A 14,356-nucleotide genomic window follows, 5' to 3' on the forward strand; every position below is an offset into this window, starting at 1 on the left:
GGGCGACGGCCGGCTCGGCTCGGCTCAGCGGACCCTGATGAAGAGCACGTCGTAACTGCTGTTCGTGGACCGGGACTTGACGTAGACGCCGTCGCCGCCGCCGTTGGGGTTGCCCGTGTTGCCCTCGACGGTGGTGAAGGACGAGCCCGACACGGTCCGCACGAAGCCGATGTGCTCGTGGCCGCCGGTGAAGTCGTTGCCGCCGTTCCAGTCGAAGGCCACGATGTCACCCGGCTGCGGGTTGGTCGTCACGGAGAGGTGGTAGTTGCCGGCCCGCGCCTGCTTGACCCATCCCGAGACATAGGTGTTGCGGTAGGAGGTGGCTCCGGTCTGCTTGGCCACCCAGCTCACGAAGGTCGCGCACCAGGCGTAGTTGCTGGTGGACAGCGAAAGCCCCACGGCCGAGCCGTAGCTGTTCGCGCGGGCGCTGCCCTCGGCCGTGCCGACCTCGGCCGCCGCCACGTCGAGCATCTTGGCGTAACCGCCGCCGGGCGGGGGAGAGGACGGCGGGGTGACCGCGCCGTACAGGGCGGCCTTGGTGTTCGGTCCCACCTGGCCGTCGACCGAGAGGCCCTTCTCGGCCTGGAAGTCCCGGACGGCGCTGCCCGTGAGCGGGCCGAAGTCGCCGTCGACGGCGAGGTCGGCACCGTGGTGGTTGAGCAGGCTCTGCAACTCGGTGACACAGCCGCTGCGTTGGCCCTGCACGATCTCGTTCGGGCAGGACGCGGAGGTCAGGTTGATAGGCGCGGGCGCGCCGTTGCCGCCGCCACCGCTGATGTTCGAGTACAGCGCGGCCTTGGTGTTCGGTCCGACCTGACCGTCGACGGACAGCCCGCTCGCGGACTGGAACGCCTTGACGGCCGCCAGGGTCTGCGGGCCGAAACTGCCGTCCACGTCGAGGCTGTGCCCCTTGCCGTTCAGCAGGGACTGCAACGTGGCGACACAACCGCCGCTCTGCCCCTCGACGATGTTCGCCGGGCAGGAGGCCGACCTCAGGTCCACGCCCGTCGAAGGTGACTCGTCGGTGTCGTACAGCTCGCGCTTGGTGTTGGTGCCGACCTGGCCGTCGACCGTGAGGCCGTGGGCGGACTGGAAGCTGCGGACTGCGCTCGCGGTCCCGGAGCCGAAGTCACCGTCCACGTCGACCACGAAGCCGTGGTGGATCAGCAGCCGCTGGAGCTCGGTGACGCACCCGCCCTTGGCGCCCTGCACGAGGTTCGCCGGGCACGAGGAGGAGTTCAGGTTGACCGGGGCGGGTGCCGAGCCTCCGGTCGCGTACAGCTTGCTCTTGGTCGCGGGGCCCACCCGCCCGTCCACCGCGATCGCCGTGGCGGCCTGGTACTCACGGACCGCGTAGAGCGTGGCCGGTCCGAACTGTCCGTCCACCTGAAGACCGGCGCCGTGCGCGTTGAGCAGGTTCTGCAACTCCGTGACACAGCCGCTGGTCTGGCCCTGCAGGATCTCGTTGGGGCAGGACGCGGAGGTCAGCCTGACCGGGGCCGGCGCCGCGGACGCCGGTCCTGCACCGAGCACGATGCCGGCCGAGACCATCGCCGCGGTGGCGGCGAAGGTTCCGACGCGGATACGCCACGGTGTTCCGGGGCGGTGCGCGACCGGATGGGGTGGGTTCGTGTCTTCGGAGCGGGTGAGGAACGCGAGTCTTCCCATGATGGCGGGGTTCTCCTTCGGTTGGGGGAGGGGGAGCTCCCGCAGAGCGGGCCAGGTGGCGGGATCAAAGGTGGAGGGCGGGAGTCGACGGCCGCCACGGTCGCGTCACAGGTGGCGTTCTTCCGGGACGAGCACCCCGCTGACCTGCGACGACAGCGCCCCATGGGACGGCGATGTGGGACACCTGTGACAGACGTGACGCGCTCATGCAGAATGCGCAGCAGCGGTGGGGGCCGCTGCTCACGCGCCTGACCACGCTGACGACCGCTTTGGGGGACACATGCCGCGCTCCAAGCCGCTGCCCGCGGAACTCGACCCCAGCGCCCGGCAGTTGCTGACCCGCTTACGCCGGCTCAAGGACCACGGCGAGCTGACGATGCGGCAGCTCGCGGCCAAGACCGGGTACAGCGCCAGGTCGTGGGAGCGGTATCTGGGGGGCACGTCGCTGCCGCCGCGGGAGGCGGTCGAGGCGCTGGCCCGGATCACCGGCACCGATCCCGTCCCCCTGCTCGCGTTGCACGAGATCGCGGCGGACACGTGGGACAGGCGCCGTGCGGCGAGTCCGGCACACCCGCGCACCGAGCCGCCGGCCCCAGCGAGCGCGTCCACGCTCACCCATGCCACTGACGGCCCGTCCGGTCGTCCCACCGAGGCCCTGACCGAGCGTCCCACCGAGGTCCCCCACGCGCGTCCCACCGGGCCAACTCCCGGTCGCTTCCCGCACCTTGCCCTCGTCGCGGGCGTCGCCGCCCTGGCCGTAGCCCTGTTGGCGGCGCTGCTTCTCCTGCAGCGCCTGGACGACGACGCCACCCCAGCCGCCATCACAGCCCCGCCCCGCAGCACCGCACCCTCCTCGCCGCCCTCCTACACCTGCCGCATCACCCGGGTCGAGGGTCGCTGGTCGGCCGGTATCAACCAGGGCCGCACCACCGAGATCGGCTACGGCGACACCGGCGCCGACGTCGCCGAGGCGCAGTGTCTGCTGCGCCGGGCGGGCATCTCACCCGGCGGCATCGACGGCATGTTCGGTCCGCTGACGCTGCGGGCGGTCAAGACGTTCCAGCGGCGCGCGGGCCTCACCGCCGACGGCATCCTGGGGCCGCACTCCTGGAAGGCGTTGCGGGGATGACCGCCGGCGCCCCCTCCCCGCCGGGCGCCCGACTGGCCGCCGTACTGCAGCAGTTGCGGCAGCGCACGGGACTCAGCCTCACGCAGCTCGCGCACGCGACCACCTACAGCAGATCGTCCTGGGAGCGTTACCTCAACGGCAAGAGCCTGCCACCGCGCAGCGCGGTCAAGGAGCTGTGCCATCTCGCGGACGAATCGGCCGACCACGCGTTGGCACTGCTGGACATAGCCCGCACGAGCCGGACGGACAACACGCCGTGGGCACCAGGCGCACCGGCTCGACAGCGCACGGCCACCGGAGCCGACGGGCCGCCCCCAGCCGTCGCATCCGCCACCGTGCCGGGCGCGACACCCCCACCTGCCACCGCCCCGACCGGTCACCGGCGCGCACACGTCGTCACCGTCCTGGCGTCGACCTGTGCCGTCGTCATCGGAACGCTCGTGCTCGTCAACCTCCCCCCGGCCCACCGCAAGGAGGCGGCGCCGTCCCCCTCGGCCGCCGGGCCGCTGTGCCGCCGTACGGCCTGTCGCAACAAGGACCCGATCACGACGAGATGCGGTGCCGAGCCGCTGACGCTCGCCGAGCACGAGACCGCCACGGGCGCCTGGATCCAGATCCGCTACAGCCGGGAATGCGGGACGAGCTGGGCCCGCATGTGGGGCGCCGCCGTGGGCGACCGCGTAGAGATCACGACCGGTGACCGCCCCGGCTCCCACCACGGTGCCCGGGTGACCACCCGGAGGGAGGCGGACACCTATGTCCACACCCTCATGAGCGTGCTCACCCCCGGAACCCCAGTGCGGGCCTGCTTCACCCCCGTGACCGGCGGCGCGCAGGAGTGCTTCAAGGCCTCTTCCACGGACGAGGCCGACTCGGCCGGCTGAAGTCACGGCGACGCACCCGTGTGACCCGGCTCGGCCCTCTGACCTCGGTGAACGAACGTGTTTCACGCACAAAGATGCGTCAGCTCGTCGTTGACCGGCCATTCGCGGCGGAGCCAAGGTGAGGGAGACAGATCGGATCCCGATCGCCCGTTTCCGCTCACCGACGTGAGCGCAGGAGGCCGTGATGCTCCAGACAACCCGCCGTGAACCCGACGAGTTCCGGACAGGTGACGACGCGGGTGCCGTGGGCACGGCCGGCGATCCGCCCGCACCGGAAATCCCCGGCGATTTGCTCTTCCAGAGCTGTCGCTGGTGCGGCACTCCGGCCTACCGCCGGTCGTTCTGCCGGGCCTGCGGTTCCACCGCCTTCAAGCGGGAGCACAGCAGGGGTGCCGGGGCCCTGGTGCGCCGTATCGGCCAGTCCGCGCCCGACACCTGGCTGGTCGCGATGGACGAGGGATTCACCCTGCTCTGCCGGTTCGCCGGGGCGGAGGTGACCGTGGCCGGGATCGGGGCGAGAGTGCGGGTCGTGCGGGCCGTGGCCCCCAGGGAGCAGGGGCTTCCCGTCGTCGAACTCACCTACCCGCCCAGGTCCCTGGACCGCTGGTGGTGACACGGCGCGGCACCGGTCAGGTCACGTTCGCGCGGGCGGTACGACGAGAGAAGAGGGCACATGGACACCCAGGGCAACGGACCGGACGGACGGGGCGGTGCGGCCGGCCCGGCGGGGCGGACCGCGCTGCACGGACTGCGCATCGCGGACTTCTCCCGGGTGCTCGCGGGACCCTACGCCACCATGCTCCTCGCCGACCTCGGCGCCGACGTGGTGAAGGTGGAGCGCCCGGGGACCGGGGACGAGACCCGGGCCTGGCACCCCCCGGCGGACCAGGACGGCACCTCGACGTACTTCCTGAGCGTCAACCGGAACAAGAGGTCCGTCGTCCTGGACCTCACCACCGAGACCGGTCTCGAACAGGCCCGCGCCCTGATCGCCGAGTCCGACGTCCTGGTGGAGAACTTCCGCCCCGGCACCATGGAACGGCTGGGCCTCGGCCATCGTGAACTCCTGGCCCGGCAGCCTGAGTTGGTCTACTGCTCGATCAGCGGTTTCGGCAGCGGCGCGGGCGCCGCGATCCCCGGCTACGACCTCCTCGTCCAGGCGGTCGGCGGTCTGATGAGCGTGACCGGGACCGCGGACGGGGAGCCGGTGAAGGCCGGCGTGGCCCTGGTCGACGTGATCACCGGACTGCACGCCTCACTCGGCATCCTCGCCGCGCTACGGCACCGGGACGCCACCGGCGAAGGGCAGCTCGTGGAGGTGAACCTGCTCGGCTCGCTGCTGTCGGCCATGGTCAACCAGGCCTCGGCCTTCGCCGTCGCCGGGGTGGTGCCGGGCCGGATGGGCAACGCGCACCCGAGCATCGCCCCGTACGAGACCCTGCCGACCGCGGACCGGCCGATCGCACTCGCGGTGGGCAACGACCGGCAGTTCGCGGCACTGGCCGAGGTCGTCGGGGATCCCGGTCTCGCCGTCGACGACCGGTTCCGCACGAACACCGACCGGGTCGCTCATCGCGCCGCACTGCGGGACATCCTGACCGAGCGGCTCGGTGCCGCGGGCGCCGACCACTGGACCACCGCCCTGCTGGCGGCCGGAGTGCCCGCCGGACCGGTCAACACCCTCGACGAAGCGTTCGCCTTCGCGCACAAGCTCGGCCTTCCCGGCATCGTCGAGATCCCCGCGGTCCCCGCCGACGGCGCCCAAGCCAGGCCCTTCCGCCAGATCGCGCACCCCATCGGCCTGAGCGGAACCCCGGCGCAGTACCGCCTGCCCCCGCCCTCCCTGGGCCGGCACACCGCGCAGATCCTGAACGACCCCTCCGACCAACCGATTTCCTGAACCCGATCACAAGGAGCACGACATGAACGCCAAGCCGCTGAAGGACCCCCTCGAACTGTTCGACATCGCTTCCGTTCTCACCGACGAGGAGCGCGAGATCCAGGCCACCGTCGCCAGGTTCGTCGCCGACCGGGTCCGCCCGCACATCGGGGAGTGGTTCGAGAACGCCCACTTCGCACGCGAACTCGCGCCCGAGCTCGGCAAGTTGGGGGTGCTCGGCATGCACCTCGACGGGTACGGCTGTGCCGGCACCAACGCCGTCAGCTACGGTCTGGCCTGCCTGGAGCTGGAGGCGGCGGACTCCGGTTTCCGCAGCTTCGTGTCCGTGCAGGGCTCGCTGTCGATGTTCTCCATCTGGAAGTGGGGCTCCGAGGAGCAGAAGCAGGAGTGGCTGCCCCGGCTCGCCGCAGGTGAGGCGATCGGCTGCTTCGGCCTGACCGAGCCCGACTTCGGCAGCAACCCCTCCGGCATGCGCACCAGGGCCGTCCGCGAGGGTGGCGACTGGATCCTGAACGGCTCCAAGATGTGGATCACCAACGGCGGTATCGCGGACGTGGCCACCGTGTGGGCGCAGACCGAGGACGGCGTCCGCGGCTTCCTCGTGCCGCGCGGGACGCCCGGTTTCACGACCCAGGACATCAAGCAGAAGATGTCGCTGCGGGCGTCCGTCACCTCGGAGCTGTACTTCGACGACGTACGGCTGCCCGACTCGGCGCGGCTCCCGCACGCGGAGGGCCTGCGCGGCCCGCTGTCCTGCCTGAACGAGGCCCGCTTCGGCATCCTGTTCGGAGCGGTCGGCGCCGCCCGGGACTCCCTGCAGGCGGCCGTCGAGTACGCCGACTCGCGGGTGCAGTTCGACAAGCCGATCAGTGCCTTCCAGCTCACCCAGAAGAAGCTCGCCGACATGACCGTGTCCCTCGGCAATGCCGCGCTGCTCGCCGTGCACCTCGGGCGTCTGAAGGACCAGCACCGCATCCGGCCCGAACAGATCAGCGTCGGCAAGCTCAACAACGTCCGGGAGGCGATCGCGATCGCCCGGGAGTGCCGCACCGTGCTCGGCGCCAACGGCATCTCCCTGGAGTACTCGCCGCTGCGTCACGCCAACAACCTGGAGTCCGTCCTCACCTACGAGGGGACCAGCGAGATGCACACCCTGGTCGTCGGCCAGGCGATCACCGGCTACCCGGCGTTCCGCTGACCGCGCCGGCGAAGGAAGACGACCGTGAACATCGTCGTACTCGTCAAGCAGGTCCCCGACACCGCCGCCGAACGCACCCTGACCGGGACCGACCACACGCTCGACCGCGAGAACTCCGACCTCGTCCTGGACGAGATCAACGAGCGCGCCGCCGAGGAGGCCCTGACCCTCAAGGAGGAGAACGACGCCGAAGTCACGGTCGTGTCCATGGGGCCCGACTCCGCCCTCGACGCCATCCGCAAGGTACTGGCGATGGGCGCCGACCGTGGCATCCACGTCTGCGACGACAGACTCCGGGGCGCCGACGTGGTGACCACCGCGAAGGTCCTGGCCGCCGCCGTGGGGACGGTGACGGACGTGGACCTGGTCCTCGCGGGCGACGCGGCGACCGACGGTCAGGCGAGTGCGGTCCCCGCCATGGTCGCGGAGCTGCTCGGGCTGCCGCAGCTGACCCATGTACGCGAACTCGCGCTGGACGCGGGGCGGGTGCGCGCCGAGCGCGAGACCGACAGCGGTGAGGCCACGCTGGGCGCGCCGCTGCCCGCGCTGGTCAGTGTCACCGAGAAGATCAACGAGCCGCGCTATCCCTCCTTCAAGGGCATCATGGCCGCGAAGAAGAAGCCCGTGGCGACGGTCGGCCTCGACGACCTGTTCCCCGACGCGGACCACGCCGCGTTCCTCGTGACCCGCACGCGCGTGGTGGAGGCCGTCCCGCGTCCGGCGCGGGCCGCCGGGACTGTCGTCACGGACGACGGTTCGGCCGCCCGCCGGCTCTTCGACCACCTGCTCGCCCAGAAGCTCCTCTGATACCACCCCGACCACCGAGAAACAGGCCGCGCCCATGCCCGATGTCCTCGTCCTCGTCGAACACGACGGGGCACGCGTCCACAAGTCCACGTACGAACTCCTCACCGCCGCCCGGCGGTTGGGCGACCCCGTCGCCGTGCTCGTGGGAGCTCCCGGCACCGCGGCCCGCCTCAGGGAGTCCCTCGCCCGGTACGGCGCCACGCGCGTCTACGCGGCCGAATCCACGGAGGCGGGAGAGTTCGTCGGCTCGCCCGCCGTAGACGCCCTGTACCTCGCGGTCCGCACGGTCGATCCGGTCGCCGTCCTGGTCTCCGCGACGACGGACGGCAAGGAGGTGGCCGGGCGGCTCGCCGCGCGACTGGACACCGGGCTGCTGACCGACGCGGTCGACCTGGACTCCTCCGGGACGGTCACCCAGATCGTCTTCGGCGGGGCGTACACCACGCGCTCCGAGGTGACCCACGGGATTCCGGTGATCGCGCTGCGGCCGGGCTCGTTCGACCCGGAGGAGCACCCCGGGGACGCGGTGGAGCACGCGCTCGCGGTGCCGCCGGTCGACCCGGCCGTGTCCGCCCGCGTCACCGCCCGCCGCGCCGCGCTCGCCGGCGACCGTCCCGCGCTCACCGAGGCGAGCGTCGTCGTCTCCGGCGGACGCGGGGTCGCAGGTGCCGACGGCTTCAAGGTGGTGGAGGAGCTGGCCGACGCCCTCCGGGGCGCCGTGGGCGCCTCCCGTGCCGCGGTCGATGCCGGCTACTACCCGCACCAGTACCAGGTGGGCCAGACCGGCAAGTCAGTCTCCCCGCAGCTGTACATCGCCCTGGGCATCTCCGGGGCGATACAGCACCTCGCCGGGATGCAGACGTCCAAGACGATCGTGGCCGTCAACAAGGACCCCGAGGCCCCCGTCTTCGGCGTGGCCGACTACGGCGTGGTGGGCGACCTCTTCTCGGTGGCTCCCCAGCTCACGCGAGAGGTGGCAGCCCGCCGCGGGGGCTCCTGACGCATCCCGTGTCCCACGCCGGAGGTCAGCACTGGCAGCCTCCGGCGTGGGATGACCACGGCAACGCAGTCGCCCCGGCCGCGGGTCGAACCGCGCGTCTGCCCGAGCGTGGAAAGCAGATGACCGCGGCTGCCCTCGTCTTCGACAATGGCGCGCATGCTGATCGACCACTGGCCCCTGGTGGGACTGCGTCTGCGTACCCCGCGCCTGGAGCTGCGACTGCCCGGCGAGGACGAGCTCGCCGAGTTGGGCGAGCTCGCGGCAGAAGGCATCCACGAACCGGACCGCATGCCCTTCCTCGTGCCGTGGACCGACCTGCCTCCCGCCGACCGGGCGCGCTCGGTCGTGCAGCACCACTGGTTGCGCAGGGGGAACTGGGCACCCGAGAACTGGGCCCTGAATCTCGTCGTCCTCGACCACGGCCGGGTCGTCGGCCTGCAGACGGTCGCCGCCCGGGACTTCGCAGTGTTACGGCAGGTGAGTACCGCCTCCTGGCTCGGGGCGCGGTTTCAGCGGCAAGGGATCGGTACCGAGATGCGTGCCGCGGTGCTGCACCTGGCCTTCGCCGGTCTGAACGCACTCGAGGCGGTGTCGGGTGCCTTCGAGGACAACGCGTCCTCGTTCACCGTGTCCATGAAACACGGTTACGAACTCGACGGCGTCGAGCGGCATGTGGTGCGTGGCCGGCCTGCGGTCATGCGGCGGTTGAGGCTGACGCGAGCCCGCTGGGAGATGCACCGGCATGTCCGTGTCTCCGTCGCGGGGTTGCCGCCCTGTCTGCCGATGTTCGGCCTTGCGGACGACAGCCCCGCGGACCTCCACGAGACGGCTTCCTGACCCGCCTGAACGACCGCCGACGGGCACCAGTAGCCGTCCTCGGTGAATGAGCTTGTGGCGCCGTCGCGGTCGCCGTCCGTCAGCGACAGCCGCGAGCGGGGTGCCGTGTCCGTGGGTGATCAGCTGGTGCTTCGCACCGGGCCTTCCCCGGCCGCCCGGTAGTCGAAGAACCCCTGCCCCGACTTGCGTCCCAGCAGCCCCGACTCGACCATGCGGCGCAGCAGCGGGGGTGGGGCGTACAGGGGTTCCCGGTACTCCTCGTACAGCGCCTCCCCGATCGCCGCGACCGTGTCGAGCCCGATGAGGTCGGCGAGCCGCAGCGGGCCCATCGGGTGGGCGCAACCGGCGGTCATCCCCGTGTCGATGTCCTCCGCGCTCGCCGTGCCGGCACTCACCATCCGTACCGCCGCCAACAGGTAGGGCACCAGCAGGGAGTTCACCACGAAACCCGCGCGGTCCTGCGCCACGACCGTCTTCTTGCCCAGGATCTCGGCCGCGAAGGCACGCACGCGCAGTTCCGTGGCTTTCGAGGTGTGCAACGACGGGATCACCTCGACCAGCGGCATCACGGGCACGGGGTTGAAGAAGTGCAGGCCCACGACCGCCTCGGGCCGGCCGGTCGCCGCCGCGAGTCTGGCGATGGGGAGGGAGGACGTGTTGCTGGCCAGCACGGCCGCCGGGTCGGCGACCTCGTCCAACTGCCGGAACAGTTGAGTCTTTGCCCGTTCGTCCTCGACGGCGGCCTCGATCACCAGCTCGGCCTTCGAGAGGCGGGAAAGGTCGGCGGTGACCGAGACCCCGGCCAGCGCGAGGGCGCGGTCCTCGGGAGTGACGGCACCGCGCTTCTCCGCCTTGAGCAGGGAGTCGGCCACACCCGCCAGTCCTGCCCGGGCCCTGTCCTCGGTGACGTCGCACAAGGTCACGTGCAGTCCGGCCCGGGCGCAGACCTCGGTGATGCCCTGACCCATCTGGCCCGCTCCCACGACGCCCACGTGCTTGATCGCTGTCATGCGCTCCTCCGCCTGTTCCTCCGTCTGGATGGCGGCCGATCGCGCCGCCGCGATGTCGAGCCTAGGCCGGGCACACCCCGTTTGACCTGCGAAAACAGTGCGTCATCCGCGCACAAAGGTGCGTCGGCGCGGTGGTGCCCGGATCAGCCGGCGGCGGTCGGGACCGCGGCCTCCCGCAGCCGGCGGATCACACCGCGCACCGCAGGTGCCGTCTCCTGCCTGCGGTAGGCACCCACCAGACGGGTCGTCAGCGGTACGTCCGCCAGCGGACGGTAGGCCACACCGGGGAGGTGTGCGCGCCGCAACGAGTCTGGGACCAGGGCCACCGCGAGACCACCGCCCACCAGGGTCAGCGCGGCGACGTAGTCCCGCACCGGGGGAGCGCAGCGGGGGCTGAAGCCGCCCTGCGCGGCCACTTCCAGGATCTGGTCGCGGCAGCCGTACTCCTCGTCGAAGTGCGGGGCCACGAAGCTCTCCTCGCGCAGCGCCGCCGCCGGTATCGCCTCGTACGCCGCGAGCGGCGCGTCGGCCGGCACGGCCACGACGACATCCTCGGTGAGCAGGCACGCGGCCGTGACGTCGGACGGGTACTCCGGCCTCCAGCGCAGGAAACCTACGTCGATGTCACCGCAGGCCAGCGCCTCCAGCTGGGCCGGCGTCTCCAACTCCCGCACCTGGACCGTCAGAGCGGTGCCGGGAGCCGCGCATCGGCCGAGGACGTCGGTGAGCACCCCGGAGAACGCGGCCGAGGCGACGTACGCGATCCGGGCGTGCCCCAGCTCTCCGCGTCCGGCGCGTCGGCCCACCGCCACGGCCCGTGCGGCCTGGGCGAGGGTCAGCCGCGTCTCCTCGAGGAACAGTCGCCCGGCACTGGTCAGCGCCGGGCGGGTGCGTCGCCCCCGGTCGATCAGCCGTACACCCAGATGGGACTCCAGGGCCCTGATCTGGGCGCTGAGCGCCGACGGCGCCAGGTGCAGACGGTCCGCCGCCCGGCCGAAGTGCAGTTCCTCCGCGACGACGACGAACGATTCCAGCCAGCGCAGTTCCACCGGTTCCTCCGACCTGCCGGGCCCGCGCCGATGAGGGCGCGGGCTGTGGGTACGGCCGCCTGTGGCGAGAACACCCCGCGGTGGTGTCAGGGCAGAACAGGATCACCGCGGGGTGAGTCGAGGTGCTCCGGCGGTCAGGGGAGCACGACGTAGTTGCTGAATCCGCCGTCGAGGTCCGTCGCGCGACCCGAGATCGCCTCGTTGACCTCGGACAGGGGAAACGGCTTGGTGATCAGGTAGGACAGGTCCAGGGCCCCCGTCGCCACCATGTCGGCGACCTCCTGGCCCTGCGCGGTGCTGAACCAGTTGGAGCCGATCAGCTGGACCTGCTCGTCCATGAGCCACTTCACGTCCACGGGGAGCCGGTCCGCCACGCCGCCGACGTTGACCACCCTGCCGCCCCGGCGCACCCCCTGCATGGAGTCCAGCATGGTCTCCACCGGGGCCTTGGCGCCCAGGGCGCTGATGACGAAGTCCGCGCCCTCGCCGCCGGTGCGGGACTTCGCCCAGGCGCCGGTGGAGCCCTCGCCCAGCCGCATGACCTCGATCCGGTCCGGGGCCAGCTCCTTGACCCGCTTGAGGAGTTCCTCGTTGCGGCCCGTGCCGAGGACCCTGGAGACACCCGAGGCGAGCGCGAGGAGCGTGGAGGCCACGCCGAGGGTGCCGGTGATCCCGTCGATCAGCGCGACCTGGCCGGGGCCGGCCCCGGCGTACCTGAGTGCCCGGTACGAGGTGCCGATGTAGCCGAGCTTGCCGGCCTGCTCGAACGTCATGTTGTCCGGGAGGTTGACGATCGCGTGCTGCGGAGCCGTCATGTACTCGCAGAAGCCGCCGTACGGGTAGAGGTCGAAGATCCGCTGACCGTCGCGGGAGGTGCTGAAGTAGCCGTTCAGGGTGAAGTAGCGGCACCGGCTGAGCTCGCCGCCGCGGCACATCTGACAGCTGCCGCAGGACCGCAGCGGGCTCACGTAGACCCGGTCGCCCGGCTTGGTGTTGAGCACCGCGTCGCCGACCGCCTCGACCACGCCCGCCGGATCCAGACCGAAGATCGCGGGCAGCTTGGGCAGAGGCTGGTGCGGGTACCAGGTGGGCCAGTTGTTGATCACGTTGGCCATGTTCGGCACGATCCCGCACGCCTTGACCCGCACCAGCACGTCGGTCGGCCGCGGAGTGGGCACGTCGACGGTGTCCACGGACATCGGCTCACCGAGCGCGTGCAGTCGTGCAGCGAGCATTTTCGCCATTGAAATACTCCGGTTTTGATGGGCAGTTGAGTGCCGAGAACTATGAATTCGCGAAAGGATCCGGGTAATTGTCCTCGAGGTCGATGTCCAGCAGCCCCATGATGCGGACGCCGGAGTTGTACCAGGCGATGGACAGGGACAGTTCGACCATCTGCCGGTCCGTCAGATGGTCGGCGGCGGCACGCCACGTCTCTTCCGAGACGGCGACGTGGAGTGTGGACTCCTTGGCGAGTCGCATGACCGCCTTCTCCGTCGCGTCGAACAGGTCGGAAGACTCGAAGTCGCCCACCGCCGAGAGCTGTTCCTCGGTGAGTCCGGCCTTGAGGCCGTGCGACTGGTGGTGCGCGACCTCGTAGGCGGAGCGGGTCGCGTGACCGACGGTCAGGATGGCCAGTTCGCGCAGCCTGGGGCTGAGGTCGGCGGCGCGCAGCGCGTTGGCGTAGGTCAGGAACCCGTCCAACTGCTCGGGCGCGCCCGCGAGGGCGAGGAAGATGTTCGCCGTCGGGACCTTGCGCTCGGCTTCGAGCCGGTCGTACAGGGGCTTGTTCGCCTCGTCCGCGTCCTCGCGGCGCAGGTAGGGAACGCGTGCCATGTCGTCTCCTGGGGAGTGAAGGGGGTCAGTGCGCGGACTGTTCGAGCAGGAACCGCTCGAGGGTCATGGGCTGCGGCGCCTGGGCCGGCGGCAGCTGTTTCACCCCCACGAAGGGCGAGGCCTCGAAGTACCACTTCTCCAGCGCGGGAAGCCCCCAGCGGACGTTCGTGCTCAGCGATCCCGCGTCCCAGCGCACCGGCTCGACCTCGGTGTCGATGGTCTGGTAGTGGCTGTTGAAGACCTCCACCCGGTGGCCGTCGGGGTCACGGAGGTAGGTGAAGAGCATCCCGCCGGGACCGTGCCGTCCCGGGCCCCGCTCCACCCCTTCGCCGTAGCCCAGGAGGCCCGCCCAGTCGCAGGCGGTGAAGATGTCGCGGCTCTCGGAGACGGTGTAGGCGAAGTGGTGCAGGGCGGGGCCGGTGTTCTCCACGATCGCGAGGTCCAGGCAGGTGCCCTTGCGGTACATGAACGCGCTCAGCAGCTTGTCGCCGTGGGCCAGGTACTCGGAGTTGCGGAAGCCGAGTTCGCCGTAGAACGCGGTCAGCTCGTACGTGTTCGGCGCGAACGTCTGGAAGTGGTCGAGGCGCTGAACGTGGGCGCCCTGGTGGTGCTCGAAGTCGATGTGCAGCCTGGGGCGGGTCTCCATGTGCGCGCAGAGCTCCAGCGGTGTCCCCGCCGGGTCGCTGACGTGCAGGGTGCGGCCCTGGTACGGCAGGTCGACCCACTCCGCGGGCAGGCCCCGGTCGCGGAACCAGCCGTAGGCGATGTCGAGGTCCTCGTCGAGGAAGACCCGGAAGCCGATCCGCCGGCAGGAACCCGCGCCCTCCTCGTCCAGCTCCAGGACGAGGCTGTGATGACATGCCTCGGCGAGGCCGCGGAGATGGCAGGTGCGCTCGTCCTCGTCACTGACGATGAGCCCGAGGGCGCTCGTGTAGAAGTTCCGGCTCTCGGCCAGATCCGCGACCGTGAGCCGGACATGACTGGAGCGGGTGATGTTGAAACTCGGACGCAGATTGACGGGTGGCAGCATGCTGGGCT

Annotated in this window: 14 protein-coding genes; 8 read left to right on the forward strand and 6 right to left on the reverse strand. The window is 70.9% G+C overall.

Going from position 1 to position 14,356, the window contains the following annotated elements:
• Positions 1-24 precede the first annotated feature (24 nt).
• A complete protein-coding gene (locus OHN19_RS42510) occupies positions 25-1,668 on the reverse strand; it encodes a peptidoglycan-binding protein (protein ID WP_330269356.1) in 1,644 nt (547 codons plus the stop codon).
• Between the two features lie 280 nt (positions 1,669-1,948).
• On the opposite strand from OHN19_RS42510, the gene OHN19_RS42515 reads away from it, so the two are divergent.
• The 8 genes from OHN19_RS42515 to OHN19_RS42550 all read left to right on the forward strand — a co-directional run bounded on the left by OHN19_RS42515 (position 1,949) and on the right by OHN19_RS42550 (position 9,423).
• Positions 1,949-2,797, forward strand: a complete 849-nt coding sequence (locus OHN19_RS42515; RefSeq protein ID WP_330269357.1) for a peptidoglycan-binding protein — start codon at positions 1,949-1,951, stop codon at positions 2,795-2,797.
• Positions 2,794-3,681 carry a helix-turn-helix domain-containing protein gene (locus tag OHN19_RS42520; RefSeq protein WP_330269358.1) on the forward strand — a complete coding sequence of 296 codons (888 nt, stop codon included), beginning with the start codon at positions 2,794-2,796 and terminating at the stop codon, positions 3,679-3,681. The genes OHN19_RS42515 and OHN19_RS42520 overlap by 4 nt, the downstream gene beginning before the upstream one ends.
• Before the next feature lie 184 nt (positions 3,682-3,865).
• A complete protein-coding gene (locus OHN19_RS42525; protein WP_330269359.1) occupies positions 3,866-4,294 on the forward strand; it encodes a hypothetical protein in 429 nt (142 codons plus the stop codon).
• A 60-nt stretch (positions 4,295-4,354) separates the two neighbouring features.
• On the forward strand, positions 4,355-5,581 hold the full coding sequence (locus tag OHN19_RS42530; protein ID WP_330269360.1) for a CoA transferase: 1,227 nt from the start codon (positions 4,355-4,357) through the stop codon (positions 5,579-5,581).
• Positions 5,582-5,603: 22 nt separating this feature from the next.
• On the forward strand, positions 5,604-6,779 hold the full coding sequence (locus OHN19_RS42535) for an acyl-CoA dehydrogenase family protein (protein ID WP_330269361.1): 1,176 nt from the start codon (positions 5,604-5,606) through the stop codon (positions 6,777-6,779).
• A 24-nt stretch (positions 6,780-6,803) separates the two neighbouring features.
• Entirely contained in the window at positions 6,804-7,586 is a 783-nt protein-coding gene (locus OHN19_RS42540; RefSeq protein ID WP_391197547.1) for an electron transfer flavoprotein subunit beta/FixA family protein, read from the forward strand.
• Positions 7,587-7,620: 34 nt separating this feature from the next.
• Positions 7,621-8,586, forward strand: a complete 966-nt coding sequence (locus OHN19_RS42545) for an electron transfer flavoprotein subunit alpha/FixB family protein (protein ID WP_330269362.1) — start codon at positions 7,621-7,623, stop codon at positions 8,584-8,586.
• A 156-nt stretch (positions 8,587-8,742) separates the two neighbouring features.
• Positions 8,743-9,423 carry a GNAT family N-acetyltransferase gene (locus OHN19_RS42550; RefSeq protein WP_330269363.1) on the forward strand — a complete coding sequence of 227 codons (681 nt, stop codon included), beginning with the start codon at positions 8,743-8,745 and terminating at the stop codon, positions 9,421-9,423.
• Between the two features lie 119 nt (positions 9,424-9,542).
• On the opposite strand, the gene OHN19_RS42555 is transcribed toward OHN19_RS42550, so the two are convergent.
• The 5 genes from OHN19_RS42555 to OHN19_RS42575 all read right to left on the reverse strand — a co-directional run bounded on the left by OHN19_RS42555 (position 9,543) and on the right by OHN19_RS42575 (position 14,348).
• On the reverse strand, positions 9,543-10,433 hold the full coding sequence (locus OHN19_RS42555; protein WP_330269364.1) for a 3-hydroxybutyryl-CoA dehydrogenase: 891 nt from the start codon (positions 10,431-10,433) through the stop codon (positions 9,543-9,545).
• Positions 10,434-10,576: 143 nt separating this feature from the next.
• On the reverse strand, positions 10,577-11,482 hold the full coding sequence (locus OHN19_RS42560; protein WP_330269365.1) for a LysR substrate-binding domain-containing protein: 906 nt from the start codon (positions 11,480-11,482) through the stop codon (positions 10,577-10,579).
• Positions 11,483-11,616: 134 nt separating this feature from the next.
• On the reverse strand, positions 11,617-12,717 hold the full coding sequence (locus tag OHN19_RS42565; protein ID WP_330269366.1) for an alcohol dehydrogenase catalytic domain-containing protein: 1,101 nt from the start codon (positions 12,715-12,717) through the stop codon (positions 11,617-11,619).
• Between the two features lie 49 nt (positions 12,718-12,766).
• Positions 12,767-13,318: a carboxymuconolactone decarboxylase family protein gene (locus OHN19_RS42570; RefSeq protein ID WP_330269367.1), complete on the reverse strand. Its 552-nt coding sequence runs from the start codon at positions 13,316-13,318 to the stop codon at positions 12,767-12,769.
• A 25-nt stretch (positions 13,319-13,343) separates the two neighbouring features.
• Positions 13,344-14,348 carry a VOC family protein gene (locus tag OHN19_RS42575; RefSeq protein ID WP_330269368.1) on the reverse strand — a complete coding sequence of 335 codons (1,005 nt, stop codon included), beginning with the start codon at positions 14,346-14,348 and terminating at the stop codon, positions 13,344-13,346.
• Positions 14,349-14,356: the final 8 nt, after the last annotated feature.

Origin of the sequence: Streptomyces griseorubiginosus, from assembly GCF_036345115.1 — a bacterium.
GTDB classification, from domain to species: domain Bacteria; phylum Actinomycetota; class Actinomycetes; order Streptomycetales; family Streptomycetaceae; genus Streptomyces; species Streptomyces griseorubiginosus_C.